This is a genomic window from Veillonella parvula, assembly GCF_018378075.1.
Lineage (GTDB): Bacteria > Bacillota > Negativicutes > Veillonellales > Veillonellaceae > Veillonella > Veillonella parvula_K.
In genome coordinates this window covers 1-17,501 of sequence record NZ_JAGZYE010000006.1, presented here as the reverse complement: position 1 = coordinate 17,501, position 17,501 = coordinate 1, and the positions used below count along the sequence as shown (strand labels likewise).

18 protein-coding genes and 1 other annotated feature are annotated in these 17,501 nt (G+C 35.9%); of the genes, 16 read left to right on the top strand and 2 right to left on the bottom strand.

The features are described from left to right. From KH286_RS06500 to KH286_RS06485, 4 genes are all read left to right on the top strand, one after another. Entirely contained in the window at positions 1 to 276 is a 276-nt protein-coding gene (locus tag KH286_RS06500) for a DUF4911 domain-containing protein (protein ID WP_118091343.1), read from the top strand. 101 nt (positions 277 to 377) lie between these two features. Beyond that, complete coding sequence (locus KH286_RS06495; RefSeq protein ID WP_118091342.1) at positions 378 to 1,367, top strand: hypothetical protein; 990 nt, start codon at positions 378 to 380, stop codon at positions 1,365 to 1,367. A gap of 239 nt (positions 1,368 to 1,606) precedes the next feature. Continuing rightward, positions 1,607 to 1,839 (top strand) — a binding site (T-box leader). Positions 1,840 to 1,980: 141 nt separating this feature from the next. Then, positions 1,981 to 3,891 carry a threonine--tRNA ligase gene (thrS, locus tag KH286_RS06490; protein ID WP_118091341.1) on the top strand — a complete coding sequence of 637 codons (1,911 nt, stop codon included), beginning with the start codon at positions 1,981 to 1,983 and terminating at the stop codon, positions 3,889 to 3,891. Positions 3,892 to 4,046: 155 nt separating this feature from the next. Further along, on the top strand, positions 4,047 to 5,252 hold the full coding sequence (locus KH286_RS06485) for an MFS transporter (RefSeq protein ID WP_278471754.1): 1,206 nt from the start codon (positions 4,047 to 4,049) through the stop codon (positions 5,250 to 5,252). Between the two features lie 164 nt (positions 5,253 to 5,416). On the opposite strand, the gene KH286_RS06480 is transcribed toward KH286_RS06485, so the two are convergent. Next, positions 5,417 to 6,910: a DASS family sodium-coupled anion symporter gene (locus tag KH286_RS06480; protein WP_278617774.1), complete on the bottom strand. Its 1,494-nt coding sequence runs from the start codon at positions 6,908 to 6,910 to the stop codon at positions 5,417 to 5,419. Positions 6,911 to 7,418: 508 nt separating this feature from the next. Between KH286_RS06480 and infC the strand changes: the two genes are divergently transcribed. From infC to KH286_RS06450, 6 genes are all read left to right on the top strand, one after another. Next, on the top strand, positions 7,419 to 7,937 hold the full coding sequence (gene infC / locus KH286_RS06475; protein WP_038150063.1) for a translation initiation factor IF-3: 519 nt from the start codon (positions 7,419 to 7,421) through the stop codon (positions 7,935 to 7,937). A gap of 20 nt (positions 7,938 to 7,957) precedes the next feature. Then, the gene (gene rpmI, locus KH286_RS06470; RefSeq protein ID WP_004696338.1) at positions 7,958 to 8,155 is read left to right on the top strand and encodes a 50S ribosomal protein L35; all 198 of its coding nucleotides are present in this window, start codon (positions 7,958 to 7,960) and stop codon (positions 8,153 to 8,155) included. 46 nt (positions 8,156 to 8,201) lie between these two features. Continuing rightward, entirely contained in the window at positions 8,202 to 8,552 is a 351-nt protein-coding gene (rplT, locus tag KH286_RS06465) for a 50S ribosomal protein L20 (RefSeq protein ID WP_119563182.1), read from the top strand. A gap of 143 nt (positions 8,553 to 8,695) precedes the next feature. Further along, positions 8,696 to 9,070 carry a hypothetical protein gene (locus KH286_RS06460; protein ID WP_278617773.1) on the top strand — a complete coding sequence of 125 codons (375 nt, stop codon included), beginning with the start codon at positions 8,696 to 8,698 and terminating at the stop codon, positions 9,068 to 9,070. Further along, positions 9,067 to 9,252 carry a hypothetical protein gene (locus KH286_RS06455; RefSeq protein ID WP_278617772.1) on the top strand — a complete coding sequence of 62 codons (186 nt, stop codon included), beginning with the start codon at positions 9,067 to 9,069 and terminating at the stop codon, positions 9,250 to 9,252. The genes KH286_RS06460 and KH286_RS06455 overlap by 4 nt, the downstream gene beginning before the upstream one ends. Positions 9,253 to 9,520: 268 nt before the next feature. Continuing rightward, entirely contained in the window at positions 9,521 to 10,162 is a 642-nt protein-coding gene (locus KH286_RS06450) for a PdaC/SigV domain-containing protein (RefSeq protein WP_227037082.1), read from the top strand. Between the two features lie 122 nt (positions 10,163 to 10,284). On the opposite strand, the gene KH286_RS06445 is transcribed toward KH286_RS06450, so the two are convergent. Further along, the gene (locus tag KH286_RS06445) at positions 10,285 to 10,521 is read right to left on the bottom strand and encodes a hypothetical protein (protein ID WP_038125447.1); all 237 of its coding nucleotides are present in this window, start codon (positions 10,519 to 10,521) and stop codon (positions 10,285 to 10,287) included. A 111-nt stretch (positions 10,522 to 10,632) separates the two neighbouring features. Between KH286_RS06445 and KH286_RS06440 the strand changes: the two genes are divergently transcribed. The 6 genes from KH286_RS06440 to KH286_RS06415 all read left to right on the top strand — a co-directional run. Then, positions 10,633 to 11,967 (top strand): hypothetical protein, encoded by a 1,335-nt coding sequence (locus KH286_RS06440; protein WP_278617771.1) that lies wholly within the window; start codon positions 10,633 to 10,635, stop codon positions 11,965 to 11,967. Between the two features lie 32 nt (positions 11,968 to 11,999). Then, positions 12,000 to 12,317: a hypothetical protein gene (locus tag KH286_RS06435; RefSeq protein WP_119563178.1), complete on the top strand. Its 318-nt coding sequence runs from the start codon at positions 12,000 to 12,002 to the stop codon at positions 12,315 to 12,317. Between the two features lie 60 nt (positions 12,318 to 12,377). Then, complete coding sequence (locus tag KH286_RS06430; protein ID WP_278617770.1) at positions 12,378 to 12,824, top strand: hypothetical protein; 447 nt, start codon at positions 12,378 to 12,380, stop codon at positions 12,822 to 12,824. 144 nt (positions 12,825 to 12,968) lie between these two features. After that, entirely contained in the window at positions 12,969 to 13,538 is a 570-nt protein-coding gene (locus KH286_RS06425; RefSeq protein ID WP_119563176.1) for a restriction endonuclease subunit S, read from the top strand. Between the two features lies 1 nt (position 13,539). Beyond that, a complete protein-coding gene (locus KH286_RS06420) occupies positions 13,540 to 16,767 on the top strand; it encodes a type I restriction endonuclease subunit R (RefSeq protein WP_278617769.1) in 3,228 nt (1,075 codons plus the stop codon). 29 nt (positions 16,768 to 16,796) lie between these two features. Further along, the coding region (locus KH286_RS06415) for a restriction endonuclease subunit S (RefSeq protein ID WP_278617768.1) at positions 16,797 to 17,501 on the top strand (705 nt) is incomplete at its 3' end.

Below are 17,501 nucleotides of genomic sequence, written 5' to 3'. Positions count from 1 at the left end.
ATGAGCAGTACACCCTTAGAGCCGAGTAAATCAATTGGTGCATTTCCAGATATACCCGATTTAACCACCTCTGGAGAAGAAGCGTATGTGTACTTTCACATTGATCCTAAGCATACGAATTTTATCAATCGCATCATTGAAGGCTATGAATATTTAGGTGTTATGACCTCTGTAGATGCGAGTGGGCGGTGTATGTTGCGCTGCACACCATCTACAAGGCCCTTGGCGCTTGAAGTATTGAGTAGTTTATCCAACTATGTCACTATAGAAGATTAAGTATAATTTTGATTGTAAATCATATGAGGGAATTTTATGACTATATTAGATTTACAATTACATCAAATGTATACGAATTGTAGAGAAATGAGAGTATATCTATGAAAAAATCTATTTTGAAACGCACATTATTAACAGCTTGCCTTGGAGTATCGATGGCAGGTGTAGCTATGGCGGGTCCTGTAGGTCCTGTAATCATTCCTCAAGCAGGAGATGTGGTTGTTATCAACCATGGTCCTGATATGACTTTCACAGGGAATATCAATTTTGATGTGGAAAGCCAAACTAACAACAATTTACAAATTGGCTCTACTGTGATTCCTAATGTAGTATATGGTGCGGCATTCAATAAATCTGGTGCACCAGATACCATCATCCCGGCTCAAACCTATGTATATGTAGGCACAAAAGACGGGGCGAATGCTTTCACAGAAGCTAGCGATGCAGACAAAAAAGGCGCAAGCTGGAATGTGGAAACATTGAAGAAAACTAAATCTGGCGATGTACAATTGGCGAGCCGTGGCGTTCCTGAAAAACCGTTGGCTAATCAAGTAGCGACCATTAAAGATTCCATTATGCTTAGCGCTGTAGACCTCAGTACAACAGAGGTGGGACGCAATAGCAAGGGCATTTTATACATGACCGTTCCTAAGGAATTGAAATTGACTGCTGACACAGGTATTCCTGATGACGTGCGCGAAACGATGCCAGCCATGTTCCGCGGCAAGATGGGTGACTCCCTCATGGTAAACCTCATGCCTCTAAATGAAGAAGAGAAGCAACAATTAGCGGCAAATCCTCATAATGCAAATGCAATCGTATTTAACCGTGGTATGAACATGGCAAAAATGATTGGTTCCTCTGCGCGCACAAGCAAGGTGTACACATACATGAAGGATCATTATTTGAACCTTGTTATCGTAGCAAAAGATTACGATGATAACGGTGCTCGCGGTAGTGGCGTTATGATGGTATCTAAACAAGATAATTCTAATGATGTACTCTTAACACTTTACAAAGGTCCAGATCTTTCCACTAGCAAATTGGAAAAAGTAATTGGCGCTATGTTGTCTACAAACTTCAAACGCTAATTTACAAATAATGTATATAAAATGGCTCGAGATTCTGATATGTTCCGCTTTCACTGGTTGTCTAGTAAAGGGGGCCATATCATTCTCGGGCCGTTTTCTTTTAAAAATAAATGTATATACGAAAAATAAAGGTGAAGTTTATAGTATATCGTTCTAACAACAATTACAATTTATAGTTCTTATTAAATTTCCAGTTAAACTGTATTGAATTTTTTAATTCTCTATGATACTATAATCTAGTAAAAGTGATGCAAAGGACATGATTCTTTTATCCCTGTGTACCAGAGAGAGGCAGATGCTGGAAATGCCTTACACATATATTAGAGTTACCCCCTTTAAACTGATTTGTCGAACCTAAGTAGGCAAGTACGGCCGCCACCGTTATCGGGCTTAATGAAGTGAATTAACTATACACATATATTCGTATAGGTAGTTAACTAGGGTGGAACCGCGAATGATCTTCGTCCCTTGTTTGTAGGGATAGAGGGTCTTTTTTTATTACCCAATTTCTTCAAGATATTTACTCACTGTATATGTATTGTGTGGTAAGTAGGTCTATTGGGGACAGTGAAAAATCAAAGCTATCCTAGTTTATAAATTGGAGGAAAGAAAAATGGCAGATGTAAAAATCATTTTACCTGATGGTAGTGCAAAGGAATACGCTGCTGGCACTACTCTTGGGGAAGCAGTAAAACAACTATCTAACAGCTTAGCTAAAAAAGTATTAGCTGCAAACGTAAATGGCGAATTAACAGACCTTCGCGAAGAACTTGTAGATGGTTCTGAAGTAGCATTCTTAACATTCGAAGAAGATGGTGGTAAACATACATTGCGCCACACAGCTTCTCATATCTTGGCTCAAGCTGTCAAACGTTTATGGCCTGAAGCTAAATTGGCTATTGGACCCGCTATCGACAAAGGTTTCTACTATGATATCGATATGGAACATACTTTGACTCCAGAAGATTTAGGTAAAATCGAAAAGGAAATGAGCCGCATCGTAAAAGAAAATTTACCGATTACTAAATCCGTTATGCCTCGTCAAGAAGCTATCGAGTTCTTCAAATCTAAAAACGAAGACTACAAGGTAGAATTGATTCAAGACCTTCCTGAAGATGCTGTAATCTCCTGCTACTCTCAAGGCGATTTCATCGATCTTTGCGCAGGACCTCACGTGGCATCCACTGGCAAGGTGAAAGCTTTCAAATTACAAAGCATTGCAGGTGCATACTGGCGCGGCGATGAAAAAAATAAAATGTTGCAACGTATTTACGGTACTGCATTTGAAAAGAAAGAAGAACTTGATGCATACCTTCACTTGCTTGAAGAAGCGGCTAAACGTGACCACCGTAAACTTGGTAAAGAACTTGGCTTGTTTGTTATCAAAGAAGAAGGTCCTGGCTTCCCATTCTTCTTACCAAAAGGTATGGCTCTTCGCAACGAATTAGAAAACTTCTGGCGTGAAGTTCACCATGATTTTGATTATGAAGAAATTCGTACACCTATCATCTTAAGTAAACATTTGTGGGAAACTTCTGGTCACTGGGATCATTACCGTGAAAATATGTACACTACAATCATCGACGATGAAGAATATGCAATTAAACCTATGAACTGCCCAGGTGGTATCTTGGTTTACCAAAACGAAATGCATTCCTATCGTGACTTCCCATTGCGTTACGCTGAACTCGGTCTAGTTCACCGTCATGAATTGTCCGGTGCATTACACGGCTTATTCCGTGTACGTGCGTTCACACAAGACGATGCTCATGTATTCATGTTGCCAGATCAAATGCAAACTGAGTTGATGAAAGTTATCGAATTGTTCGACCGTATCTATAGTCAATTCGGTTTGAAGTATCATGTAGAACTGTCCACTAAACCTGATAATGCAATGGGTGATGACGCAATTTGGGAAGCAGCGACAGAAGCATTGCGTAATGCTATCGAAGCGAAAGGTATTCCATACGTAATCAACCCTGGCGACGGCGCATTCTACGGTCCTAAACTTGACTACCATATCGAAGACTCCTTAGGTCGTACATGGCAATGTGGTACTATCCAATTAGATATGAACTTGCCTGAACGTTTCCAAATTGAATACATTGGTGAAGATGGTCAAAAACATCGTCCTATCATGATTCACCGTGCATGCTTCGGCTCTATGGAACGTTTCATTGGTATCTTAACTGAACATTATGCAGGCGCATTCCCAACATGGATGGCTCCTGTACAAGTTAAAATCTTGCCTATCTCTGAAAAACACGTTGAATATGCTAAAGAATTGGCAAAACAAATGCACCGCGACTATGTACGTGTAGAAGTGGATGATCGCAGCGAAAAAATCGGCTACAAAATCCGCCAAGCGCAAATGGCAAAAGTTCCTTACATGCTTGTTGTGGGTGATAAAGAGGTTGAAGAAGGCACAGTTAACGTTCGTAAACACGGCGGTGATGAATTAGGTTCTGTACCATTCGAAGAATTCTTTAATTCTATTAAGATTGAAATTAAAGAACGTAATTAATTAAATATCTATTGTTTATATTGATAAAAATCCCCCTCACATCTTGCACAATTATGATTAGTCTGTATAATTTATTAGTGGTGAGATTATATGAGGGGGATTTTGTTATTATATTCTCTTTAATTGTTACCTGTGAGTAGCGAAAGGAAATGACTATGAAAGAAGTAAATTCATACGGTTGGAAAGCTGTTATTGGTTCATCTATAGGTTATGCCATGGATGGGTTTGATCTCTTGATTCTCGGCTTTATGCTAACCTTGATTTCGGGGGATTTAGGCTTGACTACTGGTCAAGCAGGTTCACTTGTGACGTGGACCTTGGTAGGTGCTGTAATCGGTGGCTTTATCTTTGGTACCTTGTCAGACAAGTTTGGTCGTGTTCGTGTGTTGACATGGACTATTGTCTTATTTGCTATATTTACTGGTTTATGTGCTTTTGCACAAGGGTATTGGGATCTTCTCATATATCGTACAATTGCTGGCATCGGCCTAGGCGGTGAATTCGGCATTGGTATGGCCTTAGCAGCTGAAGCATGGCCTGCACAACACCGTGCAAAGGCAACAAGCTATGTTGCCATCGGCTGGCAGTTAGGCGTATTGGCCGCAGCACTGTTAACCCCTGTATTACTTCCTTATATTGGATGGCGTGGTATGTTCATGGTTGGCATTATTCCTGCCTTTGTCGCTTGGTTCTTCCGTGCGAAATTACATGAACCAGAAATCTTTGTTCATAGTAAAGAAACTAAGGAACATTCCCATACAAACTCATTCAAGTTATTAGTAAAAGATGTAAGAACTACAAAGACCTCTATAGGTGTTGCTGTTTTAACATCTGTTCAAAACTTTGGTTATTACGGTATTATGATCTGGTTGCCTAACTTCTTGAGTAAGCAATTAGGTTTTTCTCTTACAAAATCGGGTCTGTGGACTGCCGTTACCGTATGTGGTATGATGCTTGGCATTTGGTTATTCGGACGATTGGCGGATAAAATTGGTCGTAAACCAACATTTATCTTGTTCCAAGTATGTGCTGTGGCATCTATCTTGATTTACTCTCAACTATCTGATCCAACAGCTATGCTATTTGCTGGCGCTATTCTAGGGGCCTCTGTAAATGGCATGATGGGTGGCTACGGTGCCTTAATGGCAGAAGCTTATCCAACAAGTGCTCGCGCAACGGCTCAAAACGTATTATTTAACATCGGTCGAGCTGTAGGTGGCTTTAGCCCAATGGTAGTAGGTATGATTATCTCAATGTACTCGTACCAAGTGGCAATTGCATTCTTGGCGATTGTCTATGTAATCGATATATTGGCAACCGTGTTCTTAATTCCTGAACTTAAAGGTAAGGAATTAGAATAGATAATTATTTGTGAAAGCTTTACATTGAAAAGAATATAGACGTTTTATATTGAAACTTATATAAAAATCAAGAGGCTCTGTCATAAGACAGAGCCTCTTATAGTATGTTTAATTTAAAATATTAGAATTATTTAGAGTGTTTGGTCTATTTAGAATATTTAGACTTACGCAATTCCAATCCAGTGCCAGTATGTAAGTGCAAATACGAGCATCATGATATAGCCGATGATGGTTAATGGAATGCCTGTAGTCATAAATGTTTTTACATCGAATGTATCTGTACCATAAGCTACCATGCCTTGTGGAGAGTTTACTGGTAGTACCAGACCGAAGCAGATTGCATATTGCATGAGCATTGTTACGCCAAGTGGATTAAGTCCTTCTGCAGAATGTCCCATAACGATGGATATTACGATAGGAATCATGGCAGAAGAGAGAGCTGTAGCTGATGCAAATCCAAGATGGATTAAAATCAGGAAGGCGGCCATAATAGCAATTAAAAGGAACACGCTTGCCGTTTCAAGGGAAAAGGCATTTACAAATACCTGTGCGAGCCAAGTAGCAGCTTTTGTTTTAAGTAATACAGAGCCAAGACCGATACCAGCCCCAAACATGACAATCGATCCCCAGTCGATATTTGGTTGTGCAAACTTCCAGTCCATAATGCCAATTTTAGGGAAGAAGAATAAGGCAATTGCAATAATCGTAGTTGTTGTGGTATCGATAGAGTGTAGTTTACCCCCTGTTGCCCACAATGCTAATAAACCAATAGAGATGCATAATAGTTTCTTTTCATCAAATGACATGGGACCGATTTCTTTGCGCATTTTAGCGAGTTGGACATCACCGCCAACGAGCTCTTTAAACTCTGGTTTAATAAAAGCTTGCGTTACAAAGTAGGTAATGATAGCCATAATTATGGAGAACGGTGCAGCTGCTGTGAGCCAATCAATCCAACTTACCGATGTGTTCATCTGTGTTTGCATAAACCCAACAGCTACGAGGTTTTGAGCGGCAGCTGTTTGAATCATAATATTCCAAAATGTATCTGCTTGTATGGCACCTACCATGAGTAGGGCTGCTACACGGCTTTTACGTTCAATACCTAAGTTTTCGACGATACCGATAATAATTGGAGCCAAACAAGCAATACGAGCCGTTGCACTTGGTACAAAGAAGGCGAGAATAAGGCCTGTAATAATAACACCTAAATAAATGTGGCTAACCTTTGTACCTACACTAGATAATACGAGCATGGCTATGCGACGATCGAGACCTGTTTTACGCATGGCTACGGAAATAAACATCGCTGCACCTACGAGAATCATCGCAGGGGAAGAATAACCTGAAATAATCAGCTTTAAGGCATTGGCCGTGCCCATAGCTTTCGCTGGCGCTTCTGGATTTGGAGAGAAGCCTAGTAATAAGGCAGTGAGTGCCGTAATCATAGTCGCACTTACCGGATAGGATACAGCCGATGTCATCCACAAGATGATAGCAAAGGCGAGGACACCAATCATGCGATGTCCACCAGTAGATAATGTCTCTGGTGTTGGTAATAATAAAATGCCAACTAACACAATAAAAGCAAGAATAAGACCTATATTTTGAACTGTTGTACGAGCCTTTTGAGGAGGCAAGCTAGTTGTTACACTCATAATAAAACCCCTTTCAGTTTGTGTAATACCTATTACTGTATAATACTTAGTTAGATAATGTTTAGTTAGATAATACTCAGTTTAAAAATATCTAGTTAGATAATACATAGCTAGATAATACTCACTTAAATAATACTCAGTTAGATAATATGTTGTTAGATAATACCTTGCTAGGTAGTATATATTATATATATTATTGTATCGTATTTTTCTATAGAATTAAAAATCATATTATAGAAATATTGTATACATAAAGGGGGATAGGTGTCAGTAAGTATGCCTATATACAGAACTTATAATCTCTGTTATACTGTAAGAGTTGTAATAATAAATTGCTGAGAGCAACTTAAGATTGTTGTTGACTTTCATTATCTAATTTGTTATTATAATTAAGTAATTTATGAAGCAGAGGCCATCCGCCACTCACCTAATACCAAGAAGTATGAGGTTAATATAGAGAATTCTATTCGGATGGTGTTTGCCGTCCGTTTTTTTTATTCTCTTGGAGGTGAACGCTATTAGCAAGGATACACCACGCATTAATGAAGAGATTCGTGCTCGTGAACTTCGTGTCGTAGGTCCTGAAAACGAACAAATCGGTATTATGTCTGGCCGTGAGGCGTTGGCATTGGCTGAAGAACAGCATCTTGATCTTGTGGAAATTGCACCTAACGCTAAACCACCAGTAGCTCGCATTATGAACTACGGTAAATATCGTTATGAACAACAAAAACGCGAGAAAGAAGCGAAAAAGAAACAAAAAATCGTAACTTTGAAAGAAGTCAAATTACGTCCACATATTGAAGACCATGACTTTTACGTAAAAATGAAAAACGCATCCAAATTCTTGGCTGAAGGTAACAAAGTAAAAGTAACCATTATGTTCCGCGGTCGTGAACTTTCACATCCAGAACTAGGCATGGCAGTGTTGACACGTTTTGCTGAAGAACTCAAAGAAACGGCGTCTATTGAAAAAGCAGCTAAATTAGAAGGTCGTAACATGACCATGATTTTAGTAAGTAAATAAGGTATTGGGAGGATTATATTATGCCAAAAATTAAAACTCGTCGCGCAGCGGCTAAACGTTTCGCAGTAACTGGTACTGGTGAATTCAAGCGTGCGAAAGCTTTCAAAAGCCACATTCTTGAGAAAAAATCTCCAGCTCGTAAACGTAATTTACGTAAAGCTACATTGGTTGCAAAAGCTGACCACAAACGCGTAGCTAAATGCTTACCATACGCTTAATCGTTAACTATTAGATCGATACATCGTAATTTAGGAGGAATATACAATGGCAAGAGTGAAAAAGGGCGTTACAGCTCATGCACGTCATAAAAAGATTTTAAAATTAGCTAAAGGTTACCGCGGTACACGTTCCCGTTTGTTCAAAAAAGCTAACGAAACAGTAATGAAAGCGTTGTACTACGCTCGTCGTGACCGTCGTGCGAAAAAACGCGAATTCCGTCAATTGTGGATCGCTCGTATCAACGCAGCGGCTCGAATCAATGGCTTGACTTACAGTCGTTTCATCGCTGGTTTAGCTAAAGCAGGCGTTGAAGTTAACCGTAAAATGTTGGCTGACTTGGCAGTTAACGATGCAGCAGCATTCGCTAAACTTGTTGAAGTAGCTAAAAACGCTTAATAGCATAACCATATATATATTGAGGACTCTCTTTGGAGGGTCCTTTTTTATGTGGTGAAAGTAATAGATTATCAATACTTTTATAATATGATATTCTATACATATAATGTGTGTGATAATATTAAAAGAGAGGATTTAAATTAATGAAAAAGTTATTTTCTATGTTATTGTTAGTATGTATAGTAATACCATTACAAATTCAAGCTATATCGATGGAAGCTATTAAAAATGATAAGAATAATATTCCTATTCTTACAGGGAAAAATGCCATTACGTATTTTGTAGACAAGAGTTCTATTAAAAGAATAGAAGAGAACCAGTTTATTTATAAAGCACAGGCAGTTGTATATGAGGTTGAAAATAATAATAGTCGTAGAACTAACTCATATATTCACAAGGTTTTAGTTACTTATCGTTATAATATAAACCATTCTGTAGCCAGCGTATTACGTACACTCCACAGTATGCACAAGACTATTCACTCCTCATATATGCTAAACAAGCTAGCTCTGGTATGAAATTAACGATAAATAGTGTGGAAGATTTTAATTATGAAGGTGTGGCTTTGGGGAATTTCGGTAATATTCCACAACAATATGTTGATGTAGCTTTGCGTGATCCTAAATATGTTGTAGGTAACTATATCTTTAAAGAAGCTTATGGTACAGCTTTTGAAAATATGGCTCTTCATAAGAAATAAGATAAATGAGTTTATGGAAGTAGCTAAAAACGCTTAATAGCATAATAATACAGATTAAGGACTCTCTTTGGAGGGTCCTTTTTTGTATGGTGAAAGTATGATATAGCTACATTTATATTTTAGTGTAAAATACTAAATCGTTTTAGCTGTTTTATAAAGTGAAATAAACTATCAAAAAAGTAAAATATAAAAGAGGAGTTTTATTATAGCTTGTAGAACTAACATAGTAATAAACCTATTTAAGGTGCTTGTAAAAGGAGACATTATTATGGGAATCTTTAAAAAGCTATGTATGACCTCTATGTTAGGTGTTATGTTAACTGTACCAACGTATGCAACTGTTGTTACAGGCAGTCAATCAGATGTAAATTTAGATTTAAAGTATCCTTTAGTTTATACAGATCATGCTTATGCTCAAAGAGTTATTAATACAGATATTGCAAATTATGTACTCGAAGCAAAGGATATGTATTACAACCAACATATTTATCAAGTTTCTCAAAACTATAAGGTTACCTATGAGGATAGTCAAGTTGTTTCAATCCTACTAACTACCTATTATTACTACGCCGGAGCTGCTCATGGTATGTATAATACAAGAGGTCTTGTATATAATAAAGTAACAGGTCAACGCATTCCATTATATAACTATATAAAAATTGCGAATGCAGCACAATTGGATAACGGCTTACGATCCCATGTATTAAGTTATTATACAGGTAATCATACAAAGAGCTATATTCCAAGTGGATGGAGTGTAAAATATGTAACCGATAACTATTGCTTACGTGGTAAGGGGAACATTGATCTAGTTTACCAACCATATGAACTAGGACCGTACGCAGCTGGTAATACCTATATTGGTTTTACACCAAAAGCCATTGAATACTTTAACAGAATGAACTCCTGATAAAAGTATGTTGCTATATTGATCCTAACTGTATTTTGATGAATTAAATAGTATTCTTGTAATATACGACAAAAGCCTATAGTACATTTTTAGTACTATAGGCCTTTATCGTATTTACCATATTATCTTCTAAATCCGCCGCATCCTCTAGTATTAGAGTTTGGACCGCAATAATTTTGGTTGTTATTGGTGCCTGGTGCATAGTTAGTATTGTTCGTATTGTTATCGGAGTTGTATTGTGTGTTAGTGTTGCAATTGTACTGAGAGTTATTGCATACATAATCGTAAGCAAATCCAGTAGATACAACAGCGGTTACGGCTAAAGCAGTCATGATGAGTATACGTTTTGTAAATTTCATAGTAATTACCTCCTTGTTCCTATATTTATATTATACTACTATGAGTCAAATAAAATATGATATTCTATATATATAATATTGGGGAGACATTATGTGAAAGGATGAGAGTTTATGATGAAACGTGCGTTAATGGCTGCACTATGTTTTAGTTTTGTGACATTAGGTAGCCAAGCAATTGATATTAATATACCAGGTGCGGATTCTACCATATCAAAGGATTCATATCAAAATTATCGCAAGACTGATTCAGATGCACAGAAGATAGAACGCGAGGTTGAAGCAGAGATAAAAAATTATATGCCCAAAGCAGTGGTAGGTAATGGTGATATAGATTTAGATAAGGTAATTTATTCAAATCGTGAGTTAAACCATTCACTAAATTTTTCTTCAACAGTATTTATTTTAAAGGAGGATGGAACAAATATAAAATTTACTATGCCATATCCAAGTCGGTATGGCAATACTGAAAAAATTTCAGATGGCACCTCTGCGTTCAAACAGGCAATGATTATGAGTCCTAATGGGATTATGGCCTATGAATTACGACATCAACCAGCTGGAAATAATTGGGAAGATAGTAAGATTCCATATAACAAGTTGACTATTGATGATATGAAAGCTATTGCAGAGAAAACAGCTGGAGTGTATAAAGCGCCTAATCCTTCATTATATGCTGATAAATTTATGTATCCTACTATAGAAAAAGCTACATGGGATGTAACATATGCTAAGGGGACTCCGATGGTAGGGAGTATCAATTTTACAATGAAGGATACACCTACAATTTCCTATCATATCGGTTACAATTTGACACCTAAAAAACAGTTGAATTCATTGGAGAAACAAGGTGCAGATAAGACTAAAGAAATTATAATGTCACCTTTGGTAAACTATGTTCTACCATCTATTGAGCCAGCTAAGGATATCCTTTCTAAAAGTAAGACATTAAAAATTAATGATTTTACATTTTTAACACTAAAAACAAGTAAAATGGTACGGGTAGATAAAAGCGATTCGTATATGTACATACATGATAGCGATTATTATAAAGAGGGGATTATGGTGATGCCAATAGCAGATACTGATATGCAGCATCTAGAGAATATATTCCCAAAAGTTGTACGAAGTATCATTATGTCTGACAAATATTCGATGCGACAACCAATTCAATTTGCTACCGTATGGAATGATGCTATGCCATCTGTATACTTGCAAATTAAGCGCCCTAAAACAACTTTGTATATGTTAATATCTCATGACAAACAATATGTATATACACACTTTATTATGTCTAATAATAGTAATCTATTGACAAAAGATTTGCGGGATATTGTGCAATATGTAGATACTAATAACAATAAGGATTACTATAATACATTCCAAAGTGGACTAGGGGCTAAGATGCCAAAAGAAATGGTTACCTATGATATTAAGAATACTAAGTAGAAAAATATTTTGTTTATCAGTAAGGAGAAACTATGCGATATTATAAATTTTTACTATTATCAATATTTTTGGTTTTATGCAGTTTCACAGTATTAGCTGTAGATGCATTTACTATGCAAGGATCATGGATATCTAAGAGTGGTTATTATTTACATGTAGACACTCATAATTTAGGCAAAGCAAATTATACTATTAAAGATATAAATCATATAGACGGGAAAACTTATATCAGAGTTTCTTTGTTTGGTGGAAGATATATTGATCAAATTACTATAGCAGATGATAATCCTAATTATATGATTATTGAAAATGAAACTACTCATACTTTTGCAGAGTATTCTAGAATATAATAATGTAAAAATTATTTGAATGAATCAAGTGGGAAAATTAAAATGAGAAAATTTTTATTAATGTTACTAGCTATCTACATAACAACTTTTAGTTGTCAGGCAAGAACATCTGAGCTAGCTGGTAAAAGGGAGGGATATGGTCCTCACAATGGTTGGGTTGTTGCAGATATGTCTTTGAATGATGGTGTTGTATCTGAAGTTGTAGCATATTCTATGCGCACATTTAAGGATTATGGGTTAGTCCCTGTGGCCTATTGTTCATCTGGAGGAAGTCATTTAGGTACTTACTATCTGTTTTATGTAAATCCATATCATGATACATTAATTATTGGGAGAGAAGCTGGTGTAGCTTCTCATGTTAATCCGTTTGTTGCAGAATCTAAACCATTTGATAAAACGGGTGAGTTTATTCGCTATACAGATATGCAATCTAATCAGGCTCTATATAGAAAGATGATTGATGTAGCTAAGACTGAATTTAGTAAATATCAACAAATGACGAAATAGAATTGCATTTTAAAAAATTACAAAAATATGATTGCTTTTATATGGATTACACTGTATACTTAAGTTAAAAGTTATACAGTGTAATTTTTTTACATGCAAAAATAAATATAAAATGAAAACTGTTTTTGAGGAAGAGGTGACATAGTGTATATTAAAGATATGTTTCATAGTAATACAGGGGTATCACAATATCGATTAGAGGAAAGCACTAGTAAAGATGCAGTGCTATATACCTTGTATGGGCAGAACGAATTATATGAAGATTTAACTGGTGTACCTGGAGATATGAGTGATAGGAAACAAATTCGTACAGAATATAAAGGCTCTACTCTTAAAGCCGGAGATTTAATATTTAGTACAATATCTGGCATGGCTACACTCGTTACCCGTGATCATGAAGGTTATCTTTTTACTCAAAACTATGTTCGGATGGAGCCTTTAAATATACCTATAGATAAAAAATATATGGCTTATTTAATTAATGAGAATTCTAAAATTAAAAGGCAGTTCAAACAAAACTTACAGGGAAGTCAGGTTGTACGATATAGTCTTAGCTTATTAAAAGAAATACAGTTACCAAAACTACCATCAATTGAAACGCAACGTATTATGGGAGATATTTATTTTAAACAATTACGACTGAGATCATTAAAACAGCGTGTGGCAGATAACACATATCGTAAAGCAATTATTATGTTACGGGGAGTAAACTAATATGACAGAGCTAGAATTTGAAAATAAATTAATTGAGCAATTATCAACTGGGATTGTGAGTAATACAGGTAACTCTAATCAAATAGGTGATACAATAGATGCTTATGGTAATATGAAGGTTTATAAAAGTAAACTTTGGAAATATGAGCCAACTATAAAAACAACCGAGGCACTTTGGGATAACTTCCGCAAGATTTTATATCAATTGAACCAAAATCAATTGACACAACCATTAAGTGATACAGAATTTAAACAAGTTCAAAAGGTGATTAATGAACTGTATACACCATATCAAGCAGGACAGTTTCTATATGGTATAAATGGCGTATCTCAAGTAGAAGTTGACCTAGATGATGGCCGCCATGTATTTTTAACAGTATTTGATCAAAAACAAATAGGGGCAGGTAATACTGTCTATCAAGTGGTTAGTCAAATCAAGCGAGAGCCGCAAATTGCAGGTCGTCCAGAACGCCGTTTTGACACAACGCTACTTATTAATGGTTTACCTATTATTCAAATTGAGGAAAAATCTGTTAAACATCATGTAGATGAAGCATTAAATCAAATGCATCAATATATTCAAGAGAAACAATACAGTGATATTTTCTCAACAGTTCAAATTTTAGTTGCAATGACGCCAAATAGAATTAAATATATGGCGAATACTACGGCGGATTTATTTAATAAAGACTTTGCTTTTGAATGGCAAAATCCTAATGATAACAAGGTTGTTCGCAATTGGACTACATTTGCAGATATGTTCCTTAGCATACCAATGGCACATCAAATGTCTACATTGTTTACTATTCTTGATGGTACTAAGAATAAACAAATGCTTAAGGTTATGCGTCCTTATCAAGTATATGCTACAAAAGCAGTTTTAAATGAATTAAAACGGGCTGATTTTGATTTGCCAATTAATAAATTAGGTTATGTCTGGCATACAACAGGATCAGGTAAAACGATTACTAGTTTTAAAACTGCCTGGTTGGCGAGTCGCATGCCAAATGTTGATAAGGTTGTATTCGTCGTTGACCGTATAGCGCTAACGAAACAAACTGAAGCAAATTATAAAGCCTATGATCCTGAAGGCTCTATTGATATTGATGGTAAACAATTTGATACTGTTGGTGGAACAGAGAATACTTCAGCGTTAAAGAAAAAATTAAATGAAAAAGGGTATGGCATCATTGTTACCTCTGTACAAAAACTAAATACTCTCATTAATCGTAAAGACTTTGTAGTACCTAATAAGAACTTTGTGTTTATTGTCGATGAGGCACATAGGTCTACCGGTGGTGAAAGCTTTGAGGACTTACAAAAAGTATTCAAAGGTGCTGCTTGGGTTGGCTATACAGGAACACCTATGTTTGATAAGGTGGTTGGTAAAAAAGGTACTAAAACTCATGAAGTCTTTGGTAAGTTGTTACATGCATATACTATTCGAGAAGCTATTGCAGATAAAAATGTATTAGGTTTTAAAGTGGATTTTGAAACTACAATTGCCGAAGATCAAATGAAACAAGAGTACTTACCCAAATTTTATAAGGCACAATATCCTGATTGGAATGAACAAGATATTGAACGTAAAATCGCTAACCTTACCGACAATGATATGGATGACATGATTGAACCAAGTTTCTATGATAATAATCCTAATCATGTACGATTGGTAGTAGAAGATATCTTTAAAAATTGGCGAAACCGTTCTAGTGATGGTGCTTATAATGCAATGCTTACTACACATGTAGGTGGAAATAGACCAAGTACACCAATGGCACTAATGTACTTTGAAGAATTTGAACGAGTGAATCAAGAACGCCAAAAGCAAGGGCTTCCTACATTAAAAGTTGGTATTACTTTCAGCATGAGTACTAACAATAGTGATAATCAATTAAGTACAAATGATGGTCTATTACGTGCTATGAAACATTACAATAAAATGTTTGGTACTAGTTTTGGCTTAGATGATGTATCGGGCTATACTCAGGATTTAACAACACGCTTAAATCGTACAGCACAAGATGGGCAATATTTAGATATTGTTATCGTTGTAGATCAACTTTTGACTGGTTTTGATGCACCACAACTAAATACACTATATGTGGATCGTACATTAAAGGATGCAATGCTAATTCAGGCGTATTCTAGAACCAATCGCATTGCCGATAATCAAGGAAAGCCATGGGGCCGTATAGTCAATTACAGATGGCCAGCTAAAAACGAAGAACTCATGAATCGAGCTTTGAGTATTTATGCGAATAAACACTCTGCTGATGTACAAGACACATTAGTAGATACAAAAGTTTTAGTTGATAGTGGTGTTTTAGCGAAACCTTTCAAAGAACAATTTGAAGAAGTAAAACAAGTGGTAGATCGTCTTGCAGATATGACGGATAACTTTACAGAGGTTCCTGCTAGTGAAGCTAAGCAAGAAGAAATGTTTAATCTTATGCGTACATATAGCGCTGGAATGTCAAAGCTAAAACAATATGATCCAGATGTTGTTAATGGAGAAGACATCGGATTTGACTATGATAATCCAGATGAGCTTGTTACATTGCTTGGGATGACACCTGAACAGGAAGAAATGTTAACCACATCTCTGTATAACGACTTGAAAGAACGTATTGCTGAAAATCATGATGTACCAGTTGCTCAAATTGAACTACGTATGATACATGTAAAGCAAATTAGTGTTAACTATGACTATCTTACTGAATTAATCGAAGCGTTAATGAATGCTGTTCATGAAAAACGTATGGATGTAGCTGCGGATTATCGTGAAAAAATTAATGATTTTGCAATGGCTTTAGATGATCGCCAATATGCAAAACAAATTAATAATGCAGTTGATGCAATTTATAATGGTGCATATCCACCAGAAGGAAAGAATCTCCAATATCCTGTAAAGTTAACTAGTTTGGAAGTCATTGAAGATGTAAATACAATGATTATGAAAGATGATATTTTCGATTTCCGTTTAAAATGGGGGATTATTGATGTTATCAGTAATGACGAAATATTAGATCTATTTTCTCGACATACGGCTGGTAAACAGGATTTAGATAGTACTGGTAGAATTAGTAAGCTAAAAAAAGATGCACGTGCAGAATATCAAGCAAAAGCACAAGATACAGATATTGTAAGCCTTAATAAAATTAAATATGGTAATGAACTTGTGGCGGCTTTATATAAATTTGCAGATTCTTATGTAAATGAAAGGTAGTGTTGTTATGATAGAAGAAAAGCGAGGTTATGATGAGTAAAGAAACGCGGAGGGTACCTAAATTACGATTTCCTGGATTTACTGAAGATTGGGAACAGCGTAAGTTTGTAGATTTATTTGAATATGAAAGGCCTGATGCATATATAGTTAAGTCAGATAATTATAATGATAAATTTAATATGCCTGTCTTAACTGCAAATAAAGCCTTTATATTAGGTTATACAAATGAGAAAAATTCATATGATAAGCCATCAATAATTTTTGATGATTTTACCCTTGATAGAAAGTATGTTGATTTTCCTTATATGTTAAAATCTTCTGCTATAAAGATCTTAACATCAAAAAGTCAGCATAATTTACGGTTTTTATTTGAACGATTAAATGCTACACGATTTGAAGTTTTAGGACATGCACGTCATTATATAAGTGTAGTTCAGAATACAACTACCTTATGTCCATCTATTGAAGAGGCAGTTTGTATAAGTAATCTATTAACTAAATTTGATGAATTACTTACCCTTCATCAGCGTAAGCTTGATCATCTAAATATGAAGAAAAAAGCGTTGCTTCAGAAACTTTTTCCTAAAAATGGAGAGCGATATCCTGAACTTCGGTTTTCAGGATTTACTGATGCTTGGGAACAGCGTAAGTTGATTGATATTGCTAAAACTTTTATTGGATTAGTTACGACAATGACGGAAAACTATAGAGATAGTGGTACTTTACTTATTCGG